The sequence below is a fragment of the Candidatus Methanoprimaticola sp. MG2 genome, assembly GCF_047501175.1.
In the GTDB taxonomy this organism is placed as follows: Archaea; Thermoplasmatota; Thermoplasmata; order Methanomassiliicoccales; family Methanomethylophilaceae; genus Methanoprimaticola.
Map to the genome: position 1 here is coordinate 240,368 of NZ_JBEQWH010000001.1, position 20,071 is coordinate 260,438.

The 20,071-nt window shown below is 60.8% G+C and carries 20 protein-coding genes, 1 tRNA gene and 1 pseudogene; 3 read left to right on the forward strand and 19 right to left on the reverse strand.

What is annotated here, in order from left to right; all coding sequences use genetic code 11:
- Window positions 1–49 precede the first annotated feature (49 nt).
- The 9 genes from V5D86_RS01125 to V5D86_RS01165 all read right to left on the reverse strand — a co-directional run bounded on the left by V5D86_RS01125 (window position 50) and on the right by V5D86_RS01165 (window position 4,815).
- Entirely contained in the window at window positions 50–877 is an 828-nt protein-coding gene (locus V5D86_RS01125) for a recombinase family protein (RefSeq protein ID WP_414594859.1), read from the reverse strand.
- Entirely contained in the window at window positions 871–1,095 is a 225-nt protein-coding gene (locus V5D86_RS01130; protein ID WP_414594860.1) for a hypothetical protein, read from the reverse strand. Before V5D86_RS01130 ends, V5D86_RS01125 begins: the two co-directional genes overlap by 7 nt.
- On the reverse strand, window positions 1,092–1,418 hold the full coding sequence (locus tag V5D86_RS01135) for a hypothetical protein (RefSeq protein WP_414594861.1): 327 nt from the start codon (window positions 1,416–1,418) through the stop codon (window positions 1,092–1,094). Before V5D86_RS01135 ends, V5D86_RS01130 begins: the two co-directional genes overlap by 4 nt.
- Window positions 1,415–1,579, reverse strand: coding sequence for a hypothetical protein (locus V5D86_RS01140; protein WP_414594862.1), 165 nt, complete (start codon window positions 1,577–1,579; stop codon window positions 1,415–1,417). Before V5D86_RS01140 ends, V5D86_RS01135 begins: the two co-directional genes overlap by 4 nt.
- Window positions 1,576–2,376 (reverse strand): hypothetical protein, encoded by an 801-nt coding sequence (locus V5D86_RS01145; RefSeq protein ID WP_414594863.1) that lies wholly within the window; start codon window positions 2,374–2,376, stop codon window positions 1,576–1,578. The genes V5D86_RS01140 and V5D86_RS01145 overlap by 4 nt, the downstream gene beginning before the upstream one ends.
- Entirely contained in the window at window positions 2,373–2,807 is a 435-nt protein-coding gene (locus V5D86_RS01150; protein ID WP_414594864.1) for a hypothetical protein, read from the reverse strand. Before V5D86_RS01150 ends, V5D86_RS01145 begins: the two co-directional genes overlap by 4 nt.
- Window positions 2,804–2,986, reverse strand: coding sequence for a hypothetical protein (locus V5D86_RS01155; RefSeq protein ID WP_414594865.1), 183 nt, complete (start codon window positions 2,984–2,986; stop codon window positions 2,804–2,806). The genes V5D86_RS01150 and V5D86_RS01155 overlap by 4 nt, the downstream gene beginning before the upstream one ends.
- A 59-nt stretch (window positions 2,987–3,045) precedes the next feature.
- Window positions 3,046–4,269 carry a hypothetical protein gene (locus V5D86_RS01160; RefSeq protein ID WP_414594866.1) on the reverse strand — a complete coding sequence of 408 codons (1,224 nt, stop codon included), beginning with the start codon at window positions 4,267–4,269 and terminating at the stop codon, window positions 3,046–3,048.
- A gap of 473 nt (window positions 4,270–4,742) precedes the next feature.
- Window positions 4,743–4,815, reverse strand: a tRNA-Pro gene (locus tag V5D86_RS01165).
- A gap of 88 nt (window positions 4,816–4,903) precedes the next feature.
- Here V5D86_RS01165 and V5D86_RS01170 point away from each other — a divergent pair.
- The gene (locus V5D86_RS01170) at window positions 4,904–5,281 is read left to right on the forward strand and encodes a universal stress protein (RefSeq protein ID WP_414594867.1); all 378 of its coding nucleotides are present in this window, start codon (window positions 4,904–4,906) and stop codon (window positions 5,279–5,281) included.
- Here V5D86_RS01170 and V5D86_RS01175 read toward each other — a convergent pair.
- The 8 genes from V5D86_RS01175 to V5D86_RS01210 form a co-directional block, all read right to left on the reverse strand.
- Window positions 5,275–6,018, reverse strand: a complete 744-nt coding sequence (locus V5D86_RS01175) for a 4Fe-4S dicluster domain-containing protein (RefSeq protein ID WP_414594868.1) — start codon at window positions 6,016–6,018, stop codon at window positions 5,275–5,277. The two genes, V5D86_RS01170 and V5D86_RS01175, sit on opposite strands and share 7 nt — an antisense overlap.
- Window positions 6,019–6,027: 9 nt before the next feature.
- Window positions 6,028–7,473 carry a hydrogenase large subunit gene (locus tag V5D86_RS01180; protein ID WP_414594869.1) on the reverse strand — a complete coding sequence of 482 codons (1,446 nt, stop codon included), beginning with the start codon at window positions 7,471–7,473 and terminating at the stop codon, window positions 6,028–6,030.
- Window positions 7,470–8,933, reverse strand: coding sequence for a hydrogenase 4 subunit F (locus tag V5D86_RS01185; protein WP_414594870.1), 1,464 nt, complete (start codon window positions 8,931–8,933; stop codon window positions 7,470–7,472). The genes V5D86_RS01180 and V5D86_RS01185 overlap by 4 nt, the downstream gene beginning before the upstream one ends.
- Entirely contained in the window at window positions 8,930–9,589 is a 660-nt protein-coding gene (locus tag V5D86_RS01190) for a hydrogenase (protein ID WP_414594871.1), read from the reverse strand. The genes V5D86_RS01185 and V5D86_RS01190 overlap by 4 nt, the downstream gene beginning before the upstream one ends.
- Before the next feature lie 10 nt (window positions 9,590–9,599).
- A complete protein-coding gene (locus V5D86_RS01195) occupies window positions 9,600–10,541 on the reverse strand; it encodes a respiratory chain complex I subunit 1 family protein (RefSeq protein ID WP_414594872.1) in 942 nt (313 codons plus the stop codon).
- Window positions 10,538–12,469: a proton-conducting transporter membrane subunit gene (locus V5D86_RS01200; protein WP_414594873.1), complete on the reverse strand. Its 1,932-nt coding sequence runs from the start codon at window positions 12,467–12,469 to the stop codon at window positions 10,538–10,540. The genes V5D86_RS01195 and V5D86_RS01200 overlap by 4 nt, the downstream gene beginning before the upstream one ends.
- A 154-nt stretch (window positions 12,470–12,623) precedes the next feature.
- Window positions 12,624–15,257: an aconitate hydratase AcnA gene (gene acnA / locus V5D86_RS01205; RefSeq protein ID WP_414594874.1), complete on the reverse strand. Its 2,634-nt coding sequence runs from the start codon at window positions 15,255–15,257 to the stop codon at window positions 12,624–12,626.
- Window positions 15,258–15,323: 66 nt separating this feature from the next.
- A complete protein-coding gene (locus V5D86_RS01210) occupies window positions 15,324–16,025 on the reverse strand; it encodes a DUF5714 domain-containing protein (protein WP_414594875.1) in 702 nt (233 codons plus the stop codon).
- A 92-nt stretch (window positions 16,026–16,117) separates the two neighbouring features.
- On the opposite strand from V5D86_RS01210, the gene V5D86_RS01215 reads away from it, so the two are divergent.
- Complete coding sequence (locus V5D86_RS01215; protein WP_414594876.1) at window positions 16,118–16,687, forward strand: phosphatase PAP2 family protein; 570 nt, start codon at window positions 16,118–16,120, stop codon at window positions 16,685–16,687.
- Between the two features lie 691 nt (window positions 16,688–17,378).
- On the opposite strand, the gene V5D86_RS01220 is transcribed toward V5D86_RS01215, so the two are convergent.
- On the reverse strand, window positions 17,379–17,777 hold the full coding sequence (locus V5D86_RS01220; RefSeq protein ID WP_414594877.1) for a carboxymuconolactone decarboxylase family protein: 399 nt from the start codon (window positions 17,775–17,777) through the stop codon (window positions 17,379–17,381).
- A gap of 139 nt (window positions 17,778–17,916) precedes the next feature.
- A pseudogene (locus V5D86_RS01225) lies at window positions 17,917–18,591 on the reverse strand (inositol monophosphatase family protein); the annotation flags it as partial.
- A 73-nt stretch (window positions 18,592–18,664) separates the two neighbouring features.
- On the opposite strand from V5D86_RS01225, the gene V5D86_RS01230 reads away from it, so the two are divergent.
- Complete coding sequence (locus tag V5D86_RS01230) at window positions 18,665–20,053, forward strand: phosphate--AMP phosphotransferase (RefSeq protein ID WP_414594878.1); 1,389 nt, start codon at window positions 18,665–18,667, stop codon at window positions 20,051–20,053.
- Window positions 20,054–20,071 lie beyond the last annotated feature (18 nt).

Below are 20,071 nucleotides of genomic sequence, written 5' to 3' on the forward strand. Positions count from 1 at the left end.
GGTACAAAGGGTTCAGTACCGTGTACCAAGGGTTCCCTTTGTGCAGTCATCATCCTACCACCCTTTGTACGTCCGAATCATCGGTGTTTTCGACCCTTTGTTCCGATGACCCTTTGTTCGCTCCGATGGCCTTGCGATAGATGGTCATGTAGATGCTCCATCTGTCCTTGGTCCCGCGGTTGCGACAATTAGGATTGGATGGGTCCCTGAGTTTCATCTCCCATTCGAGGGTGTGCGGATTGATCTCAAGGATCCTAGATGCGACGAAGTTCAGGGAGTATCCCATCTCCGCGAAAGAGTAGATTTGCGGCTCTGTCACGATGAGGGTGTAACCTGCGACATAGCGACCGTCAGGGGCAGTCTCCTTGTCCTCGGCGAAAATGACCTTGGCAGGATGGCCCACATGCTTGCCCTGCAGCTTCCGGGTCTGCATCCCCAGACGTGTCCTCTCGTTGCGGACGCGATTCTCCTCGTTGTTCACATGGGTCATCACGTCCTGTGCGATGCGCCCTGCCATGGTGGAATCATCAAGGTCCATCCTGACGAAACGGAAGCGGCAACGGAACTCGGAGAGGTTCTTCCGGAGGTCGGCGAAATCCTCTCCCCTGGTGATCCTGCTCTGGTCGTATGAGACGATGTAGTCTATGTCACGTCTCAACATGATTCTGGAAAGCATCCTGTTGAAGTCCTTGCGGTCGAGGGTCATGCCGGACACCTCATCTTTGTAGACCTCATCCACGATCCATCCCTTGGACTCACACCATTCACGGCACACCCTCTCCTGCGTTTCGTTGGTCTGGTCCTTGTCGTCGGTCGAGACGCGACAATAGATGACCACTGTGATGCGCTCGCCGTCTGTGCTATCGGATGTCAGCATCTGCTCGCCTCCATTCTGCCGGCTTCGGTGAGTTCGTAGATGTAGACCTGCCGAGGCTTGGAGATCGTGGCCAAACCATCCGCGACCAGTCCATCCAGGATCCCTCTGGCCTCCTCGACGGTGCAGTTCGGACATATGTGATTGCGTATCACGGACGTCTTCAGTGGTTTCTTCAGGCCCCATCTCAGAGCGGCAGAGCGGATCTCCTCGGGAGTCATTTCTTCACCCCCGAAAGGGAGTTGATGAAATCGACATCGAGACGGTAGAAGACCGTGTGCATACGGCAACGGGTGATATCGGTCCTGGAGCCGGTGGGCCTGACGGAATCACGCACCAGAGCGAAGGCGCGTAGATCTTCGAGTTTCATCTTCCGGAGGACCTCTATGGACTCCCTCCGGACGGACCGGGCCTCGATAGCATAATCGAGGATCCTCCTCTTGGTCCAGTACGACATGGGAAGAACGGCATCCTCAGGGGTCGGGGCACCGAAACTGTCGAAGGTTTCCGGACGGTCGAAGGTGAACCAGAAAAGCTCAGTCATATGCCTGGCCTCCTGGGTCTGCCGACAATCGCGTAGGCGTCGCCGTCCATGAAGATCTCCTCGTCGGGGTGCTCTGCTTGGAGTTCGACGATTCTCTCCATGACCTGCGATAACGTGAGGTCGCAGGTGCGGATCGGGATGTAGACCTTGTCCGGAATCATTCGACCGCCTCTTCCTTCTTCTTTCTGCGAAGTCCCGTGCTCTTCCTAGGCGTCCGCTTCTTCGTGACCTTCGTTCCCGCAGCTTTTTCGGGACCCGCACCTGTATCCTGTTCAGATTGCTCGGAGACCAGACGGAGGGCGTTTGCCACACTCTCCCTGATGATGCGGTCAACCTCCTCCTGCGTGTAGACACGAGCATCTGCCGTGCTTTCGTCATCCGGTTCAGGAGACGGCTGGTGATCGAATGTTCCATCATCACACTCCTGTTCATCCCTTTCGTCGGCACAGGATTCCGGATCATCACTAATCTCGATGACCTCTACATCATTTGTAGATTGGTCGCATCCATCGTCTTCGATACAGGGCTCAGGTGAATCCGCGACAATCGGGCATTCGTTCGGTTCCGAGTTGAGACCGGATGCAGTCTCACGGATGTCGTTCAACAGACGGTCGATGTAACCCGTGCTCTGAGTCCAGATGATGTTCTCGATCCCAAGTGTCAACCAATCCAGACGGTCTTTCCACGAGGCCAGGATGTCACATGTCTTGGTGACCAGATCGCGGATGGTGTCAGGTGCATCGGGTGTGTTTATGACCTCTGCGGCATCCTCCACGGCCCCGCCAATCGTAGCTTGGACGATCCTGATGCGTTCGAAGAGGTCCTCCCCACTCTCCTTGGTTATCTCGGTGTCCGGAGACGGGACCACAGTGGTGATGTAGCGAGTCAGTTCCTCGTAGTGGTTCAATGCCACCAATGCTGAACCGAAGAAACGGAATGTCGATTCCTCATAGGTCATTCCAGCACCTCCGTGGTATCTCCGTCAATCGCGATGGTCACGAAGTCTATGGGACCCACATAGGTCATCATGACGCCCCATCCCGCACGGATCAGCACGTTGCCAACTGTGACGCAACGCTCGTGCACTTGGCGGGTTCCATTCTCGGAGATCTCGTCGTGGGATGTCGCGGTCGGATCCACGATGATGATGGCCGGGTAGTAGTGGATGACCTCCTGATTCCTGGTCCGGATGTGTTCGAGTATGAACACGTCGCTGTCGCCCTTGATCACAACCCTCCGTCTGGACACCCCGTGGGGGAACTGGTGCTCCTCTCCCCACTCGATGGAGTAGCGTGCGGAACCATCGTTGCATTCGAAGTTCTGGGAGCTTCCTCTCACCGCCACATCGAAGGTCACCAGGTGGCATGTGGCCATGACCAGCGGGATCACTGAATCAGCCCCCTTGCGGTCTGAATCGCACGGATCAGCTCTGCTGATAGGAGCATGGTCTCCGCGGCAGAGGCTTCCAACGTGTCAAGATCGGAGATGTCCGCCTTCCCGTTGTCTCTGTATGCCTTGCGGATGCTGTCGTAGACTGTGCGCTGTTTCGATGACTGATTGCCCACCATCGAAACCTTGTCTGAAATCTGCTTGAACGAACTTGCCTGCTCTGAAGCTGTTGAAAAAATCAATGGTATCCCTCCATGATATTGGGGCTGGGAGTTTCGTGGACAGTCCGGCTGTCCGAGGAAAGGGAGAAACGGTCCAATGTGAACTGGTCTCCCGCAGAAATGCGTTGGATCAGGTTGGCATTTATCTGGACCTGTTCCGTTGTCATGCGGAGCTGGGTGCGGAGGATCTCACATTGTGTTGTCTGGGCATCGATGATGCTTTGGAGCACAGGGACGATGGACTCCACATCTCCTCTGACGGCCTCTATGGTGCGTGCATTGGCGGACACTGCCCGACGACTTTCCGACTCCCTCCCTTCCAGGGAGAGGAACCTCGTGGGGAGGTTCGCCATAAGCTGTGCCTTCGCCCATCCGTCGGGATCGGAGGACAGGTTCTCCATCTCCAGCTCGGGTGTTCCGGGGGACGTGTCAACCACGAGATCCCCATCATCGAGATGCACACGGTTGTCGAAGTGTTGGATGAGCGGATGGTCCCCCCATGCCAGATGGAGGTCCCCCTTGACCATCGGGTCGGTGAGCTGCCATCCGTTCTGTTCGAGGAGCTCGGCGACGTACAGAGCGCGATCGACGAACAAGGCCAGGACATCCTCGGTACCGCGGAACTTCCGGGGATCGACGTAGATGCGCTTGGGATAGAGGGAGAACAGCTGTCCGCCCTTGTTGCCGATCCGATGGGCGATGCCCAACGCCTGGTTGTAGATGCGGACCTCTCCGCCATAGACCACGGCTCCTTTCATCCTGGTCTTCGGTTCCCTGCGCCAGTAGCCGACGGTGAACCCGCGACGATCGCGGATGTCGTCGTATGTCCCGATGCGACGGATCGTGTAGTTGATCGACCCGGTGATGTGGGCCTCGCCGAACCCTTCCGGACAGTTCTTGTCCGTGGAGATCCCCGTGAGGTCGATGAGAGGCGATTCAGGAACCGCATCTGCGGTGGGAGGGGGGCCGTCATTTCCGACGGCGGGGCCGAAGTTCCAATCCCCGGACCCATAATCCCCCGAAGGGGGATTGGACACGTCTTTATGGGGGTCTTCGTACAACTTCGGCGATTTCGTGCCGGGAACGTGTCTGATCTCGCCGAGAGCGAGCAACTGGTTCACGGTGTTGTAAACGGTGCTCTGCCCGACCTTCATGGATCTGGCAATGGCTGGGACGGACCTTCCGGAGAGTAGCAGGTTCTTGACCTTCCGCTGTGTCGCGTTGAGGCGGGAGCGGGTCATCGGAGGGACCTCCCGAGGGGTGGTAAGTTCCACGATTTTACGGCGTCCCCGTAGGTTCCAATCCGAGGTGCCGTAAAGGTTCCAAAAAATGGAACCCTTACAGCCCCTATGGGGCTGTATATGCCCTTGGAACGCGGGGTGCGGTGATGCCGTGGAATCTGTGAACTGCGAGGCTTGGGATCCGACCCTGAGAATGAAGGTTCCGGGAAGGGTTCGGAGAAGTTGTTCATGGATCCGATGGGGATCCTAGACCCGTCATGGACGGGTTCGTGTTCATTGCCGTTGAGAATGTCGAAACCGACTGTCGAGAATGTCGGGAGGACCGTCAAACGGCATACCTCCCAAACGATTCGGTCGAGCTCGTCAGAACGGCGAAAAACGCCAGATTGATGAGCGGTTCGTCACCACTCAAACTGGCACTTTTCGGAAAACGGCATATTCCGGTCTTCTCACGGATAGCCAGACACAGAGAGTGGGCCCGCCCGGATTTGAACCGGAGTCAATGGCTCCCGAAGCCACAAGGATACCAAGCTACCCCACGGGCCCACTGACCACCCGATTCGCTCACAGCATAAAAACACTTGCATTATGACCACCGCAACAGATTAAATCGGAGCAACGCAGTCAGCCCGACATGGCAATGCTGGTCGCATATGACGGCAGGGAGAACACCGAGAAGGCCCTCGACTACGCCATCGGGAACTCGCTGGCCTACAGGGACAGGCTGATAGTGCTGGCAGTGGTCCCGAAGGGCTCCGAGGGCGATGTGGAGAGGGTCCACGAGTACACCGCGAGGGCCCTGGAGAGGGCGAGGTCCAGGGGCGCCGACGTCCAGAGCATAGTGGAGTCCGGACAGCCCGACAAGGTCATCCTGGAGACGGCCAACCGCTTCGGCTGCGACACCATCATAGTCGGGAGGTCCAGCAAGACCACCCTCGACAGGGTCATAATGGGAAGCGTATCCAACTCGATCGTCGCCAACGCCAGCTGCACCGTGATCGTGGTTCAGTGACGCAGGCCCAGCGCCTTCACCAGCGTCCTTATGACGCGGTCCGGTGTCGGCGGGCATCCGGGTATCAGTATGTCCGGCTCCAGCGTCGGCGATATCCCGGCACCGCTCACGTCCCCGGAGACGAACGGCCCTCCGGATATCGCGCACGTGCCCGAGGCTATGACGATCCTCGGCTCCGGCATGGCGCCGTAGGTCCTCTCCGCAGCCTCGGTCATGTTCACGCACATCGGGCCGGTCACCAGCAGCGCGTCCGCGTGCCTCGGCGAGGCTACCACCTTCACCCCGAACCTGTGGAGGTCGTAGAACTGGTTGGACATGCACCCGAGGTCGACCTCGCACGCGTTGCACGACCCGGTGTCCAGCTCCCTCATGGCCACGGAGCGGCCGAACATCCTCCTCACGGATGCGTCCAGCTCCCTCTCCATCGACGCGATGTCTGTGTCCGCGGAGACGACCAGCTCCTCGCGGGTCAGCGCGTAGTCGGGCGCCGGGACCTCCGATATGCACCCGTCCGGGCACACCATCGCGCAGTCCATGCAGAACAGGCACCTCCCGAGGTCAACCGTCCATTTGTCGGTGATGGCGATCGCCTTCGTGGGGCAGTTCCCCGCGCACCTCCCGCATCCCGAGCATCCGGACGACGCCATCGGCATGAGCTCCCTCTCCCCGATTATGGTCGACGCGGGCTCCGTGTCGCGGTCCCTCGATACCAGGTTGTTGAGACTTCTGTTGAACATATGGACACCTCACAGGTCGTTCCCGCTGTAGGACAGCCCGAAGCTCTTGTTGATCACCGGGAAGTCCGGGACGACGTTCCCGGGGACGGCATGGCACATGCCGAACCAGTTGACGAACGACGGGTCCCTGACGTTGTACCTCCATATCCTCCCGTCGCGGATGGAGACCGAGTGGACGAGCTCCCCTCTGGGGGCCTCCACCACCGACACGTGGAACCCGTCCTCCACCGACGGCCTGACGCGGGTCTCGCCCGGCTCCATCGACTGTATGCACTGGTGTATCAGGCTGAGCGACTCGGTCATCTCCCCGAGCCTGACCATCGTCCTCCCGTGGACGTCGCCGCTCGTGTCCGATACCACCGAGAGCCCGAGGTCGCCGTACGTCTCGTAGGGCAGCTCCTTCCTCACATCGGAGACGATTCCGCTGGCGCGTGCCACCGGTCCGACCGCCCCGATCCCCTCCGCCTTATCCCTGCGGAGGGTCCCGGTGGTCTCCATGCGGTCCATGAGGCCGGGGCTCTCCATCATCTCCGCCAGGTCCTCTATCTCGAACTTGATGGCTATCAGGAAGTCGTCCAGCTCCTTGAGCCTCCGGTCGGGTATGTCGCGCCTCACCCCTCCCGGGACGACGCTGTTCATCAGGAGGCGGTGGTTCGTCAGACCCATGTTCATCCTCAGGACCTTCTCCTGGATCCCGCCGCCGACGGCGGACGGGACGCAGAAGGCCGTGTCCGTGCAGACGCCGGACACCCCGCCGATGTGGTTGTACAGCCGCTCCATCTCCGCGAGGATCACCCTGATCAGCCTCGCCCTCTCGGGTATCTCGCAGGACGACTCCATGACCTCGGAGTACGCTATGCAGTTGGCCACGCACGTGTCGCCGGAGATCCTCTCCACCAGGCGCGAGTCGTCGAAGGAAGCTGGCTTCTCCAGCAGCTTCTCGATCCCCCTGTGGGTGTAGCCCAGGGTGGGGTTGAGCTCGATGACCGGCTCCCCGGCGACGCTGAACCTGAAGTGTCCCGGCTCGATTATCCCGGCATGCACCGGCCCGACGGGTATCTCGAACACGTCCTCCCCGACGGTGCGGTTCCTGGGAATCGGGATCCTCGCCTCGTACTCCCTGCTGTAGGGGGTCTTCTGCAGCGGGTACCCGTCCCCGATCCTGCGGTAGACAAGGGGCTCGCGGGGGCCGTCATCGAAGCGGACGCCGGACATCTCCGACATCAGCCTCTCGAACGGCATCGCGTTCGGGACCACCCCGGATACGGGCACCGCGGACGACCCGAGCATGTACGACAGGCGCGTGACGTCCGCGCCCTTCCTGAACAGCATGTTCACGACCCTCGGCTCGCCCTCCTCGGCGAACATGGTCATGAGGCGGTGCCCGTCCCTGACCAGGCCCGAGCACTGGTTGAGCACCTCGTTCCTTCCCAGCCGGATGTCCGTGAGCGTCATGCCATCGCCCCCGTCACCGCTCTCACCGCCCCGTCGATCCATTCGACGGCCCTCTCGGGCATGAACAGTCCGAGGAGCAGGGTGCATCCCAGCAGCACGGCGAGCGGGAGGTACCTGGATGCGCGGGAGTGCCTCTCGATGTCCCTGCCCGGATCCCCGGACAGCATCGGGTACACGTTCCTGACGAACCCGCCGAACACGATCGCCAGCAGGACCACCATCAGCCCGGTCACCCATGCCATGCCGGCGTCCAGCGACCCGAATATGAGCCCGAACTCGCCGACGAACACCGCGAACGGGGGGCATCCGACTATCGCGAGGGTCCCCGCGGCCATCATCGCCGACGTGAAGGGGAGGCTCTTCGAAACTCCGCGGATGCTCCTCATCTCGCGCGTCCCGTAGGACTGTATGATGTTCCCAGCGGAGAAGAACAGGATGGGCTTGGTCAGCGAATGGGCGACGATCTGGACCATGGCCGCCCCGATGGCGACCGGAGTGCCTATGCCGAAGCCTATCGCAATGAGCCCCATGTTCTCTATAGACGAGTATGCCAGCATCCTCTTGAGGTCCCTGGCGGACACGATGAAGAAGGCCGCGGCGCCCAGCGAGAGCAGGCCGAACACCAGCATTATGGTGGACGCGAACCCGGGGTTGACCATCTCGGACACCGCGTAGAACCTGACCACGCCGTACATGGCGCAGTTGAGCAACACCGCGGACAGCAGGCCGCTGACCGGGCTCGGGGCCTGGCTGTGGGCGTCCGGGAGCCACGAGTGGAGCGGGACGAACCCGACCTTCGTGCCGAACCCGACTATGATCAGCACCATGGCCATCTTCATCAGGGTCGGGTCGAGCTCGTCGGCGGCGGCCATGAGGGCCGGCCAGTCCAGGGACATCCCCGAGTCTATAGCCCCGACGGTGGACGCGTACACCAGGGTGAATCCCGCCAGCGCTATGGTTATCCCGACCGAGCAGAGTATTATGTACTTCCAGGCGGCCTCGGTCGACTCCTCGTTGTGGTAGAATCCCACGAGGAACGTGGAGACCAGGGTGGTGGCGCCTATGCCGAGCCATACGATGGCCATCGAACGGACGGTGAAGGTCAGCATCATCACCGAGATGAAGACGATCATGAGACAGTAGTAGTGTCCCTGGTCGGTCCCGCTGACCTTCCCCTCTTCCACCTCCAGGCCTATGTACGCCCTGGAGTAGACCGACGCCATCAGGCCGATGAACGCCACGAGCATCATGAACACGGCGGACACCTGGTCCATGTAGAACAGGCCCTCGTCGATCACGTTCCCGTCGAGGACCGGCAGGCACAGGACGGCGGACACGGCCAGCAGTGCGGCGGAGCATACGGGCATGACCGTCGCGACCCTCGGGTCCCGCCTCATGCGGATGCAGACCAGGGACGATGCGACCATCGCGACGATCATGACGGCCAGGACGGCGTTCATTCCCTCAGCCTCCTGAGGAAGGACACGTCGACCGAATTGAACGACTTGTTGATCCTGTCCGCGAATATGCCTATGATGATCAGCGCGACCAGGACGTCGAAGAACGCCCCCAGCTCGACGATCAGGGGCATGCCGTGGGAGAGCGCGAGGGCGCTCATGAACAGGCCGTTCTCCATCATCAGCAGCCCGACGGTCTCCGTGATCGCCTTGCGTCTGGTGCACATCATCAGCAGGCCTATGAGGATCATCGACACGGACAGCGCGAGACAGTTCCTCTCCACCGTGTGTATCGATGTGAGCAGGGGCTCGGTGATGTAGTACGATATTATGATCAGCAGTCCGGAGATCAGCAGCGACCCGGGGATCCCGATGGTCATCTCCACCTCCCTGTCCACGTGGATCTTGCTCATGATGTAGTTGAGCATCCTCGGCATGAGGATCACCTTGAGGGCCACCGTAAGGAAGCACATGATGTAGATGTGCGGGGTGTCCGAGGACCAGGCGACGATGAACGCCAGGGCGGCTAGGAACACGGACTGCAGCGAGAACAGGTTTATCAGGGTCTTCATGCGCGTGCTGGCTATCGCCATCACGGTCGTGAGGAGCATCAGCACGGCGCACAGGTCGATCAGATTTCCGGTGATTGCGGCTTCCATACTTCATCCCTCACAGAATATACAGCGATATCAGAGCCAGCAGCGACAGCGTGAAGGACACGGTCAGCAGGTTGGGCGTCTTGAACAGTCTGGACTTGCACATGGTGGACTCCACCAGTGCCAGCAGGAACGCGACGAGGACCATCTTCAGGGTCATCGTCACCACCGAGACGGCGATGCCGGCGGCCGACAGGTCCGATGCGATCCCCCATGGGAAGAACAGGGACCCGAGCATGGCCATGAATATCGTGAGCCTGATCATGGAGGAGAGCTCCATCATCCCGAGACCGCGTCCGGAGTACTCCAGGAGCATGGCCTCGTGGACCATGGTGAGCTCCAGGTGCGTGGTGGGGTTGTCGAAGGGGATCCTGGCGTTCTCCGCCAGGAGCGTCATCATGAACGATGCGCCTGCGAGTATCAGCGCAGGACCGACGATTGCCAGTCCCGCCTCGGAGATGGCCGAGGATATGTCCCCCATGTCCGTTCCCGCGCCGGAGATCACGGCCAGGGTGGATATGGCGAGGAGGAGGGCCGGTTCGATCAGCACGGACATCATCATCTCCCTGCTGCTGCCCATGCCGCCGAACGTGGACCCGCCCTCGAGGCCCCCGAGGACCATGGCGAACCTGAACATCGTGAGCAGGTAGACCACGGTTATGAGGTCCCCGAACGGGGCCAGGACCCCGGTGTAGATGAACGGGGTCATCATGGCCAGGACAACCATGGACGCCATGCACACATACGGGATGGCACGGAACAGCCAGGAGCAGTTCCTCGAGACCACGGAGTCCTTCCTGAACAGCCTCACGAGGTCGTGGTAGGGCTGGAATATGCTAGCGCCCACCCTCCTCTGCATGAGGGCCTTGAACTTCGATACGATCCCCGACATGAGCGGGGCGATGGCGATCAGGACGACCGCCTGCACGAGCTCCAGCACGACCTCCGCGATCATAGGAGCCTCACCGCCAGGAGCGCGACGACGAGGGTCGCCAGGATGTATCCCAGGTATGTCTGTATGTTCCCGGTCTGCAGCCTGGTGACCTGTCTGGAGACGTATGATACGAGCGAGCCGACAGGCTTGTACAGGTAGTTCAGGAACGGCTCGTCGAACCGGGTGTGGTAGCTGTCGCCCTTCTTCTCCGACACGTCGCGGTACAGAGGGTGGAACACCTTCACGATCGGCTGTGAGAATCCCTCGGACGAGTACTGCATGTTCTCGTCGAGTGTCCCGCCGCATCCCCAGGTATCGTAGGTCTCCCTGCCCTTCCTGAATATGCGGGTGGCGGCGAACATCACGATCACGCATCCGACGAGCAGGATCCCGACGGTCAGAGGCTCCAGGGTCCCGGACATCCCGTCGCGGTAGTCGAACGGGGAGCCTATGAGCTCCGACGCGCCGTCCGCCATCCCGTCCATCAGGGGGAACGAGAACAGCCCCATCCCTATGCACATGGCTCCCAGGACCGCCAGCGGCAGGAGCGACCCCTTCCTCATAGGCCTGGGGTTCCTGGCACCCTCGGACCTGGGACGTCCCAGGAATATGAAGGAATACAGTCTTGCGTAGGATGTGGCCACTATCATCCCGCAGACGCCGATCAGGGCGACCAGGAGGGGCATGGCCACGCGCATGTCGGACGCTATCGCGTCCGTCCCCAGAAGGGACTGGAGCATCAGCCATTCGCTGACGAACCCGTTCATAGGGGGTATCGCCGCAAGGGACATGGTCCCGACGAGGGCCACGACGGACAGCGACGGGAGGGCGCATGCGATCCCCCCGAAGCGGTCGATCTTCGACTCGCCGGTGACGTCCTCTATCGAATCGACGGTTAGCATCATCAGGGACTTGAACACCGAATGGTTCAGGGTGTGTAGCAGGGCCGCCATGATCACAAGTGCTTGGAGGTCCTCGAGGCCCGATCCGATGAACACGAGCCCCAGGGACAGGCACATGGTCACCAAGGACATGTTCTCCAGGCTGGAGTACGACAGGATCCTCTTCGGCTCCGTCTGCACGGTGGACTTCATCGCACCCCACAGCGCCGTGACGGCCGCCAGGACGCAGATCGCGATGCCGATCCCGGAGGCCCCGTCATCGGGGCCGATCCAGGAGAACACCGATTTGAACAGTATGAGCACGGCCGCATTGGAGCAGACCGTGGTGAGGAGCGCGGTGGTGTGAGTGGGGGAATCCGCGTACATGTCGGGTATCCAGGCATGGAACGGAACCATCCCGAGCTTCGTGCCGAACCCGATGAACAGAAGGAATATGAGGGTCATGGATGCGCCGGGGCCTATGATGCTCCCGATGCCGCTCCATTCCCCGATGTCGCCCGTGCCGGTGACGTGCCACATGTACCCGAAGCACGCCATCAGGATGAGGCCGCCGATGTGGGTGATGGCGAAGAACCTCCACCTGGAGGACTCCCTTTTCGACTCCGCCATCAGGAAAGTCACCATGGACACGATCTCCCATGACACCAGGAGCAGTACGACGGAATCCGCCATCATGCACAGGGCGCATGAGACGAACAGCGCGCAGGCCAATGCGCTGTAGGACGGCCTGTACGGATGTCCGGAGTGCGACATGTGGACGATGACCATGAGGAACACGGCGGATGACACGGTCACGAATATGGCGGACAGCTCGTCGACGCGGACGGAGTAGTCGCCCAGGTACGATCCCAGCGGGAACGTCGCAGTGAAATCAGGTACTATGGACCATACCGGCAGGCAGAGGATCCCAGCGATGCAGGACACGACGCAGAGGATCACGGAGCAGTTCCCGGCTCCTTTCCTCCCGGAGAGTCCCACGGCGATCCCGGCGATTGCCGGCAGCAACAGGGCGAGCATGTAAACCGTGATTATCGTAGCGTCATCCATGCCCGTCACCCGAAGTCCATTCGACGGAAGCCCAGCTATTCGGATTGTACCTTAAAGGTTTCCGTCAGGGACGGTTCGTACGTCCGCCTATGACCGACGGGATGTGGGAGAACCCCCCGCCGTGCGGGGGAATGGGGCCGCGGCCCCGTTTGGCTCACTCGGCCATGCGCCTGAGCACGTACTGGAGGATCCCGCCGTTCGCGATGTAGTCCACCTCGGCGGGCACGTCCACGCGGCACAGGGTGTCGAACTCGAGCTTCTGGCCGTCCCTGTACGCGGTGACGCGCACGGTGCACTTGGGCTCGAGGTCGGTGAGGTCGATGTCGAAGGTCTCCTTTCCGGTGAGCCCGAGGGTCTCGGAGGTCTGCCCGGGGAGGAACTGGAGGGGGACTATGCCCATGCCGACCAGGTTGGACCTGTGGATCCTCTCGAAGGACTCCGCGATGACCGCTTTCACCCCGAGGAGGAGGGGGCCCTTGGCGGCCCAGTCCCTGGAGCTCCCAGTCCCGTACTCCTTCCCGGCGAGGACGATCAGGGGCGTCATGTCCTCCTCGTACCTCCTGGAGGTCTCGAAGATCGTGTCGACGGTCCCGTCCGGCTGATACACGGAGCAGCTTCCCTCGGACCCGGGGACCAGGATGTTCTTGAGTCTCACGTTTGCGAATGTCCCGCGGACCATGACCTCGTGGTTGGCCCTGCGGGACCCGTACGAGTTGAACTCAGCGGGCGCGACGCCCTTGGACTTGAGGTACCTGCCCGCATCTGTGCCCTCCGCGAAGGACCCGGCGGGGGATATGTGGTCGGTGGTGATGGAGTCGCCGAGCTTCGCGAGGCATCTCGCCCTGACGATGTTCCTGATCTCGGGCTCCTCGTCGATGTCGTCGAAGAACGGGGGGTTGCGTATGTACGTGGAGTCCTCGTCCCACTTGAACAGGGGGGACTTCTCGCAGGGGACGGCATCCCATCTCGCGGAGCCCTTGAAGATGTCCTTGTACTTCGAGACGTAGACCGCACGGGTGACGAACTGGTCGATGAGCTGCTGGACCTCCCAGTCGGAGGGCCAGACGTCCCTGAGGAACACCTCCTTCCCGTCGACGACCGCCAGGGGCTCCCTGTCGAGGTCGATGTCGACCCTCCCGGCGATGGAGTATGCGACGACCAGAGGGGGCGATGCCAGGTAGTTGGCCTTGACGAGGGGGTGGATGCGTCCCTCGAAGTTCCTGTTGCTGGATGCCATGGCCGCGACCACCAGGTCGTTGGCCTTGATGGAGTTGGAGACCTCGTCCGAGAGGGGTCCGCTGTTCCCGATGCAGGTCATGCACCCGTATCCGCAGACCTGGAACCCCATCTTCTGCAGGTAGACCAGGAGTCCGGTGTTCTGCAGGTACTGCGTGACCGCCTTCGATCCGGGGGAGAGGGAGGTCTTCACATGGGGGCATTTGGTGAGTCCGAGGTCGTACGCCTTCTTGGCCACCAGTCCGGCCGCGATCATGACGGAGGGGTTGGCGGTGTTGGTGCATGACGTGATGGACGCGATGACGAGCGACCCGTCGCCGAGGGTCCCCGCGACGGGCTTCCTCTGCTCCTTCACTCCGAGCGTGTCCAGCGTCTCCGCGAAGCTCTCCTTCATCCCGCTCATGGGGATGAGGTCCTGGGGCCTCTTGTGTCCAGCGAGGCACGGCACGACGGTCCCGAGGTCGAGCTCCAGGGTGTCGGTGTACTCCGGCTCGGCCGTGTACCACATCGTCTGCTCTTTCATGTACTTCTCGACCGCATCGATGTGTCTCTCGTCCCTTCCGGTGAGTCTGAGGTACTCCATCGTCTTCTCGTCCACGGGGCAGTAGCCCATGGTGGCCCCGTACTCGGGGGCCATGTTGGCGATGGTGGACCTGTCCGGGAGGGGGAGGCTCTGGTATCCGGGACCGTAGAACTCGACGAACTTCCCGACGACGCCCTTCTTCCTGAGCATGCTGACGACGGTCAGCACCAGGTCGGTGGCGTTCACGCCCTCCTTGAGCTTCCCTGTGAGCCTGAATCCTATGACGTCGGGCAGGGGCATGTAGCTGGGCTGTCCGACCATGACCGCCTCCGCCTCGATTCCCCCGACCCCCCATCCGGCCACTCCGAGACCGTCGATCTGGGTGGTGTGGGAGTCGGTCCCGAAGCAGGAGTCGGGGTATGCGATGGTCCTGCCGTCCTTCTCCACGACATGGACGAGCGGGGAGAGGTACTCCAGGTTGACCTGGTGGCAGATGCCGTTCCCGGAGGGGACCGCACGGAAGTTGTCGAGGGACTCCTGCGCCCATTTGAACAGGGCGTACCTCTCGCTGTTCCTCTCGAAGTCGAGCTTCTCGTTGAGCTCCTGGGCATCGTCCCTTCCCGCGTAGTCCGTGATGAGGGAATGGTCGATGACCAGGTCCACGGGGACGAGGGGGTTGATGAGCTCGGGATCCTTGCCCATCCCCGCGACGGCCTCTCTCATGGACGCAAGGTCAGTGACGGCCGCCCCTCCGGTGAGGTCCTGCAGCAGGACCCTGGCGGGCATCCAGGGGATGTCCTCCCCGTCGTTGCCCTCGGGACTCCAGGATGCGGCGGTGCGTATGTCGTCATCGGTGACGACCTCCCCGTCCCTGCGCCTGAGCATGTTCTCGACGATGATCTTGATCGAGTAGGGCATTTTCGAGAGGTCTTTGATGACGCCCTGCTTCTCCAGCTCCCTGAGGCTGTATACTGTCAGGTCGCCCTCTTCAGTGGCGATGGTCCTGGTGCAATCTCCGATTCCCGACATGGGTAAATCTCCGCCCTCGGCTAGTCGCACATTATTATTAATGGTGCGCACGCGGGCGGGCGGCCGTCATGCACCGCGGAAGTAGGGACAGTCGGTGCCCTTGCACTGCGGATTCCTGTTGTGGAAGTCGCAGAGCACAGGCCCCTTCACGGGTATGTCTATGCCCAGGTTCTCCCTGAAGTACTCCGAGACTACCCTGACGGCGGTGAACGAATCGCGTTTGCAGCACCTCGGTCCGCCGATCTCCCCTATCTCCTGGAGGCATCTCCCGGTGAGCTTGATGCACATTCCCCACACGTCCTCGGACAGGGGTGTGGACTTCAGGATTATGCTGCAGGCGGTTCCGCTGCTCACCGCGGCCCCGCAGCACCCCCAGTTCCCGCATATGGATCCCGGGACGACCGATCCGCGCTTGTGCATCTCCTCGAGGGCGGCGGGCAGGTCTATGTCGTAACCGGAGTTGCGGCACGCCGCCAGGATCGCCGAACCGACCAGGACGTGGTGCTCCGGGCCGTGCATGTGGACGCTCGGTATCATCATGCACCTCTGCGCTATGGCGATCGGGTCCGTCTCGGTGGATGCGAGGCATATGTCGCGGATGCTGACCGTGGAACCGGATGAGTGGCACCTGTCGCAGACATAGTGTCCCATGGCGCATCTGGCATTGGATTCGAAGGTCTCTCCGCATATGCAGCATCTCATCTCGACGGAATCCCCGTACACTATCGGGGAGTGGCATATCAGGCATCCGTCCGGCTCTTTGTCCATGCCTGACAATCGGCCTGTGCGGTTATAATGGTAGGCGTCGTCCGAGCGACCGTCCGAACCGTTTATAGCAGGGCCGACAATCTCCTGGCACGATGATCGAGCTGGACATCTTGGACTGGATCCAGGGGGCATCGCCGTTCCTGGACACCCCGATGAAGGCGGTATCCTTCGTCACGACGTATGCGGCCGTCTGGTTCGTTCTGGCCTTCCTGCTCACGTGCTCGGACCGCTACAGGAAGGCGGGGGTCGCGGTCATAGTCTCCATATTCGTGACCTTCATAGTCGTGGACGTCGTCATGAAGCCTCTGATCGGCCGCATCAGGCCGTTCGAGATCGTGGATTTCCCCTTGATCGTCGATGCGCCCACATCGTTCTCGTTCCCGTCCGGACACACGTCCTATGCGTTCGCCGCATCGGTCGCCATATTCATCTACTGGAGGAAGGCGGGCATACTGGCCCTGTGCTTCGCATGTGTCGTGGGATTCTCCAGGATGTACCTGTACGTCCATTGGCCCACCGACGTCCTGGCAGGGGCGGTCGTCGGGACCGTGATCGCGATAGCGTGCGTATGGTTCATGTCCCGCTACATCCCGTATTACAGGGAGCTGCAGGATCCGCGTTTGCATGAGGTCGGAGAGGGACATCGGCGAGGACATTCGTAGGAGGTGCACCCCAGATATGCCATTCACTCGTCGGGGCACATAATGCACACAGAGACTGTGATGGGGTATCGTTCCGTCGCTGTCTCTTTCGACCACCATGTTGCTCTTCGTCTCGAACGAGGTCTCCATGTCCAGTGAATCCGACATCAAGATTCCATAGATGTCCAGTATCGTCTCCTCGGAGAGGATGATGGTGGAATGATTCTCATGGACGTGTTGAAGTGCTCTCCCGTACCCTGAGATCTCCGATTCGGAATGACCTTGTGGTCTGGTGTTGTCGAACACTAGGGTGGTAGCTCTTTCGGCCGCGGTCACAATCCCCTCGCGTTGGATGAAACGACCGAGTCAGCAGGGCTATGCGTTCCATGCTCTCCACGACGCTTCCTGCGAAGTTTCTCAGCATGGATGCACGTGAATTGAACGCTTCGAGCCTGGACAAGCGGTTCACCATATCCGGTTTCATCGAGGACTCTTTGAGGAAAGAACAGTCGAAGATGTGGCCCATGATAGTTTGGTGGAATTATAATGTAAAAACATCTGTAATAGTTCGCATCATTATGATAGTCAAATGATGCAGATTGAATCCAGGATGACGTCGGACCAGGGATTGTGACAATCCTTCAGGCCGATGGATCGCAACACATCCGCTGACAGTCATCCTGGAAAGAGTGGACGGAGCCGGTTCACCGGCTCATTCGTCCCATTCCGCGAAGAGCTTGGCTATGCCCTTCTTCGCCGTGGACCAGCAGGGTACACCGCCCGTGAGGACGGCGACGTTGATGGCCTCGAGGATCTCCTCCTTGGTCGCACCGTAGTTCTTCGCGACCTTCGCCTGTGCGTAGACGCAGTCCTCGCACATCCTGACGGCCACGCAGGAGAGCGCGATGAGCCTCTTCGTCTTCTTGTCCAGGGCCCCGTCGGTGACCATGACGCGATCCATGACGTGAATGGTATCGATCAGGCCGGGGTCGAGCTCCCTTATGGCCTTGAGCGTATCGGGCGCATAGTCTCCCATGTCCCTGCACATCTGCCCGAAGGTGTCCCCTCCGCAGCATTTTCCTCCGTTGCCGGTACATTGTTCCTGAACCATGTGCCGGGGATTGACGTGCAACGTGAAATACTCTGCCCATGCCCCGTCGGTATCGATAGGGCACCTTCCCGCCGAACACCTCGTCGACCACCGCGGCCAGCCTCTCCAGGTTCTCCTCGGAGTTCGCGGCCAGGACGGGGCTCGGTCCATCGAACACGACCGGTCCGCCGATCCCTGTGTGGCATCCTCCCGCCTCCTCCAGTATGGTCAGGGCGGCGGCGTGGTCCCAGGGGGACAGGCGTATCTCGAAGTACAGCTCCCCTGCGCCCTCCGCCATCATCGACAGCTCCAGGGCGGCGGTGCCGATGCGACGGATGTCGTTTATGTCCGGATAGAGGATCTCGCTGACCTTGAAGCACGGCTCCGCCAGGGACTTGGTGTAGCAGCAGTAGGCGGTGCTGAGGATGGAATCCCCGAAGCCCCTGTCGGACACATGGATTGGCTCCCTGTCTTTCTTGGCCCCCTCTCCCCTCACGGCGCTGTACAGGGTATCGGTGAAGGGGTTCAGGACGAACCCCGCGTACGGCTTTGCATCCTTGAAGAGCGCTACCGACACCGCACACATGGGTATGCCGCGGGAGAAGTTCGCGGTGCCGTCTATGGGGTCCACGATCCAGGTCCATTCCGAATCATGGAGGGATGCCTCGTCCCCTTCCTCGCCCATGAATGCCGACCCCGGGACGATCTTCGTCAACCTGTCCTTGAGGAACCTCTCGTTCTCTATGTCGGCGGAGGTCACCAGGTTCTCCCTGGAGCCCTTCGTCGTCACGGTGAAGGAGCGGTTCTCCCTCACCCTGCGTCCGGATTCCCTCATAACGCTCTCTATTTCGGCGAACACGTGTCCGCTGACCGCATACTTCAATTAATGCGTTCCGCCATAGCGGAGCATGGCATCGGCCGTCTCGGACGAACTCGTACAGCAGCTCACATTCCTCCAGAGGAGGATAGTCGACGAAGGGAAGCAGATCCTGGTGGTCTTCGAGGGCCGCAGCGGTCGCGTCATGGGGCGTGTGATAAACGAGTTCATGAACCTGTTGGACCCGAGGGGGATGTCGTACTTCCACTTCATCCCGGAGGACATAGACTCGCCCAGGGAGATCCTTAGCTACATCGCCCGCGGTCCCGCCAAGGGCGTGATCACGGTATACGACAGGTCCTGGTTCTCTTGGCTGGTCAACGTCGCCGACGGCAAGGGGGACGTGAGCGGGAACATAGAGACCGTCCAGTCCCTGGAGAGGTACCTCACGAACAACGGGATCATCCTGGTGAAGTTCTTCTTGAACATGTCCGACGAGGCCACGGACAACCTCGGGAAGGCCTTCGGGGCCAAGGCCAGGAAGAGCAGCACGTTCCTCACCGACGACCACATAGACCGGAAGAAGTGGAACGAGAAGCTCCTGATGCCGCTGATAGCCAAGACCGGCAGCGTCTCGTCGCCCTGGGACATCATCGACGTCAAGGACATCTACATGACCATGACCTCCGTGGTCCAGACATTCATATCCCGCGTCACGCACGTGATGGAGTTCGGGAACTACGTCGACGGTGCCAGGGTCGAGTCGTTATATCCGAATCCCAGGAAGTCCGAGGACCTCACCCTGACCGCGAAGAGCTACAAGGGCGAGCTGGAGGCGCTGTGCATCGAACTGGCACTCCTACAGGAGAGGCTCGCGGCGTCCGATAGGTCGCTGATCCTGGTATTCGAGGGATGGGACGCGGCAGGGAAGGGCGGGAGCATCAAGAGGCTGGTTCGCGCCCTGAACCCACGCGGCTATCGCGTCAGGACCACCGCCGCCCCGTCCGGCATAGAGAAGGACCATTCGTACCTCTGGAGGTTCACGTACAGCATGCCGAAGAAGGGGAACATCACGGTCTTTGACCGCTCCTGGTACGGCAGGATGATGGTGGAGCCCATAGAGGGGTTCTGTACCGATGAGGAGTACCAGCGCTCCGCCGAGGAGATACGCAGCTTCGAACGCCACATAAGCTACGCGGGAGGCATACTGATCAAGTTCTGGATGGAGATCAGCTATGACGAGCAGCTCGCGCGCTTCAAGGCCCGTCAGGACAATCCGTACAAGCAGTGGAAGATCACGGACGAGGACTGGCGCAACAGGGAGAAGTGGGACATCTATTCCGACCACGTCGACGCGATGATCGAGTCCACGAACACCCCGTACGCACCGTGGGTCGTCGTGGAGTCCGAGGACAAGAAGTACGGGAGGCTCAAGGTGCTCCGTACCGTGGTCGATACCCTGAAAAGGGAGCTAGAGTGAGATATGTTCGTCAATTGA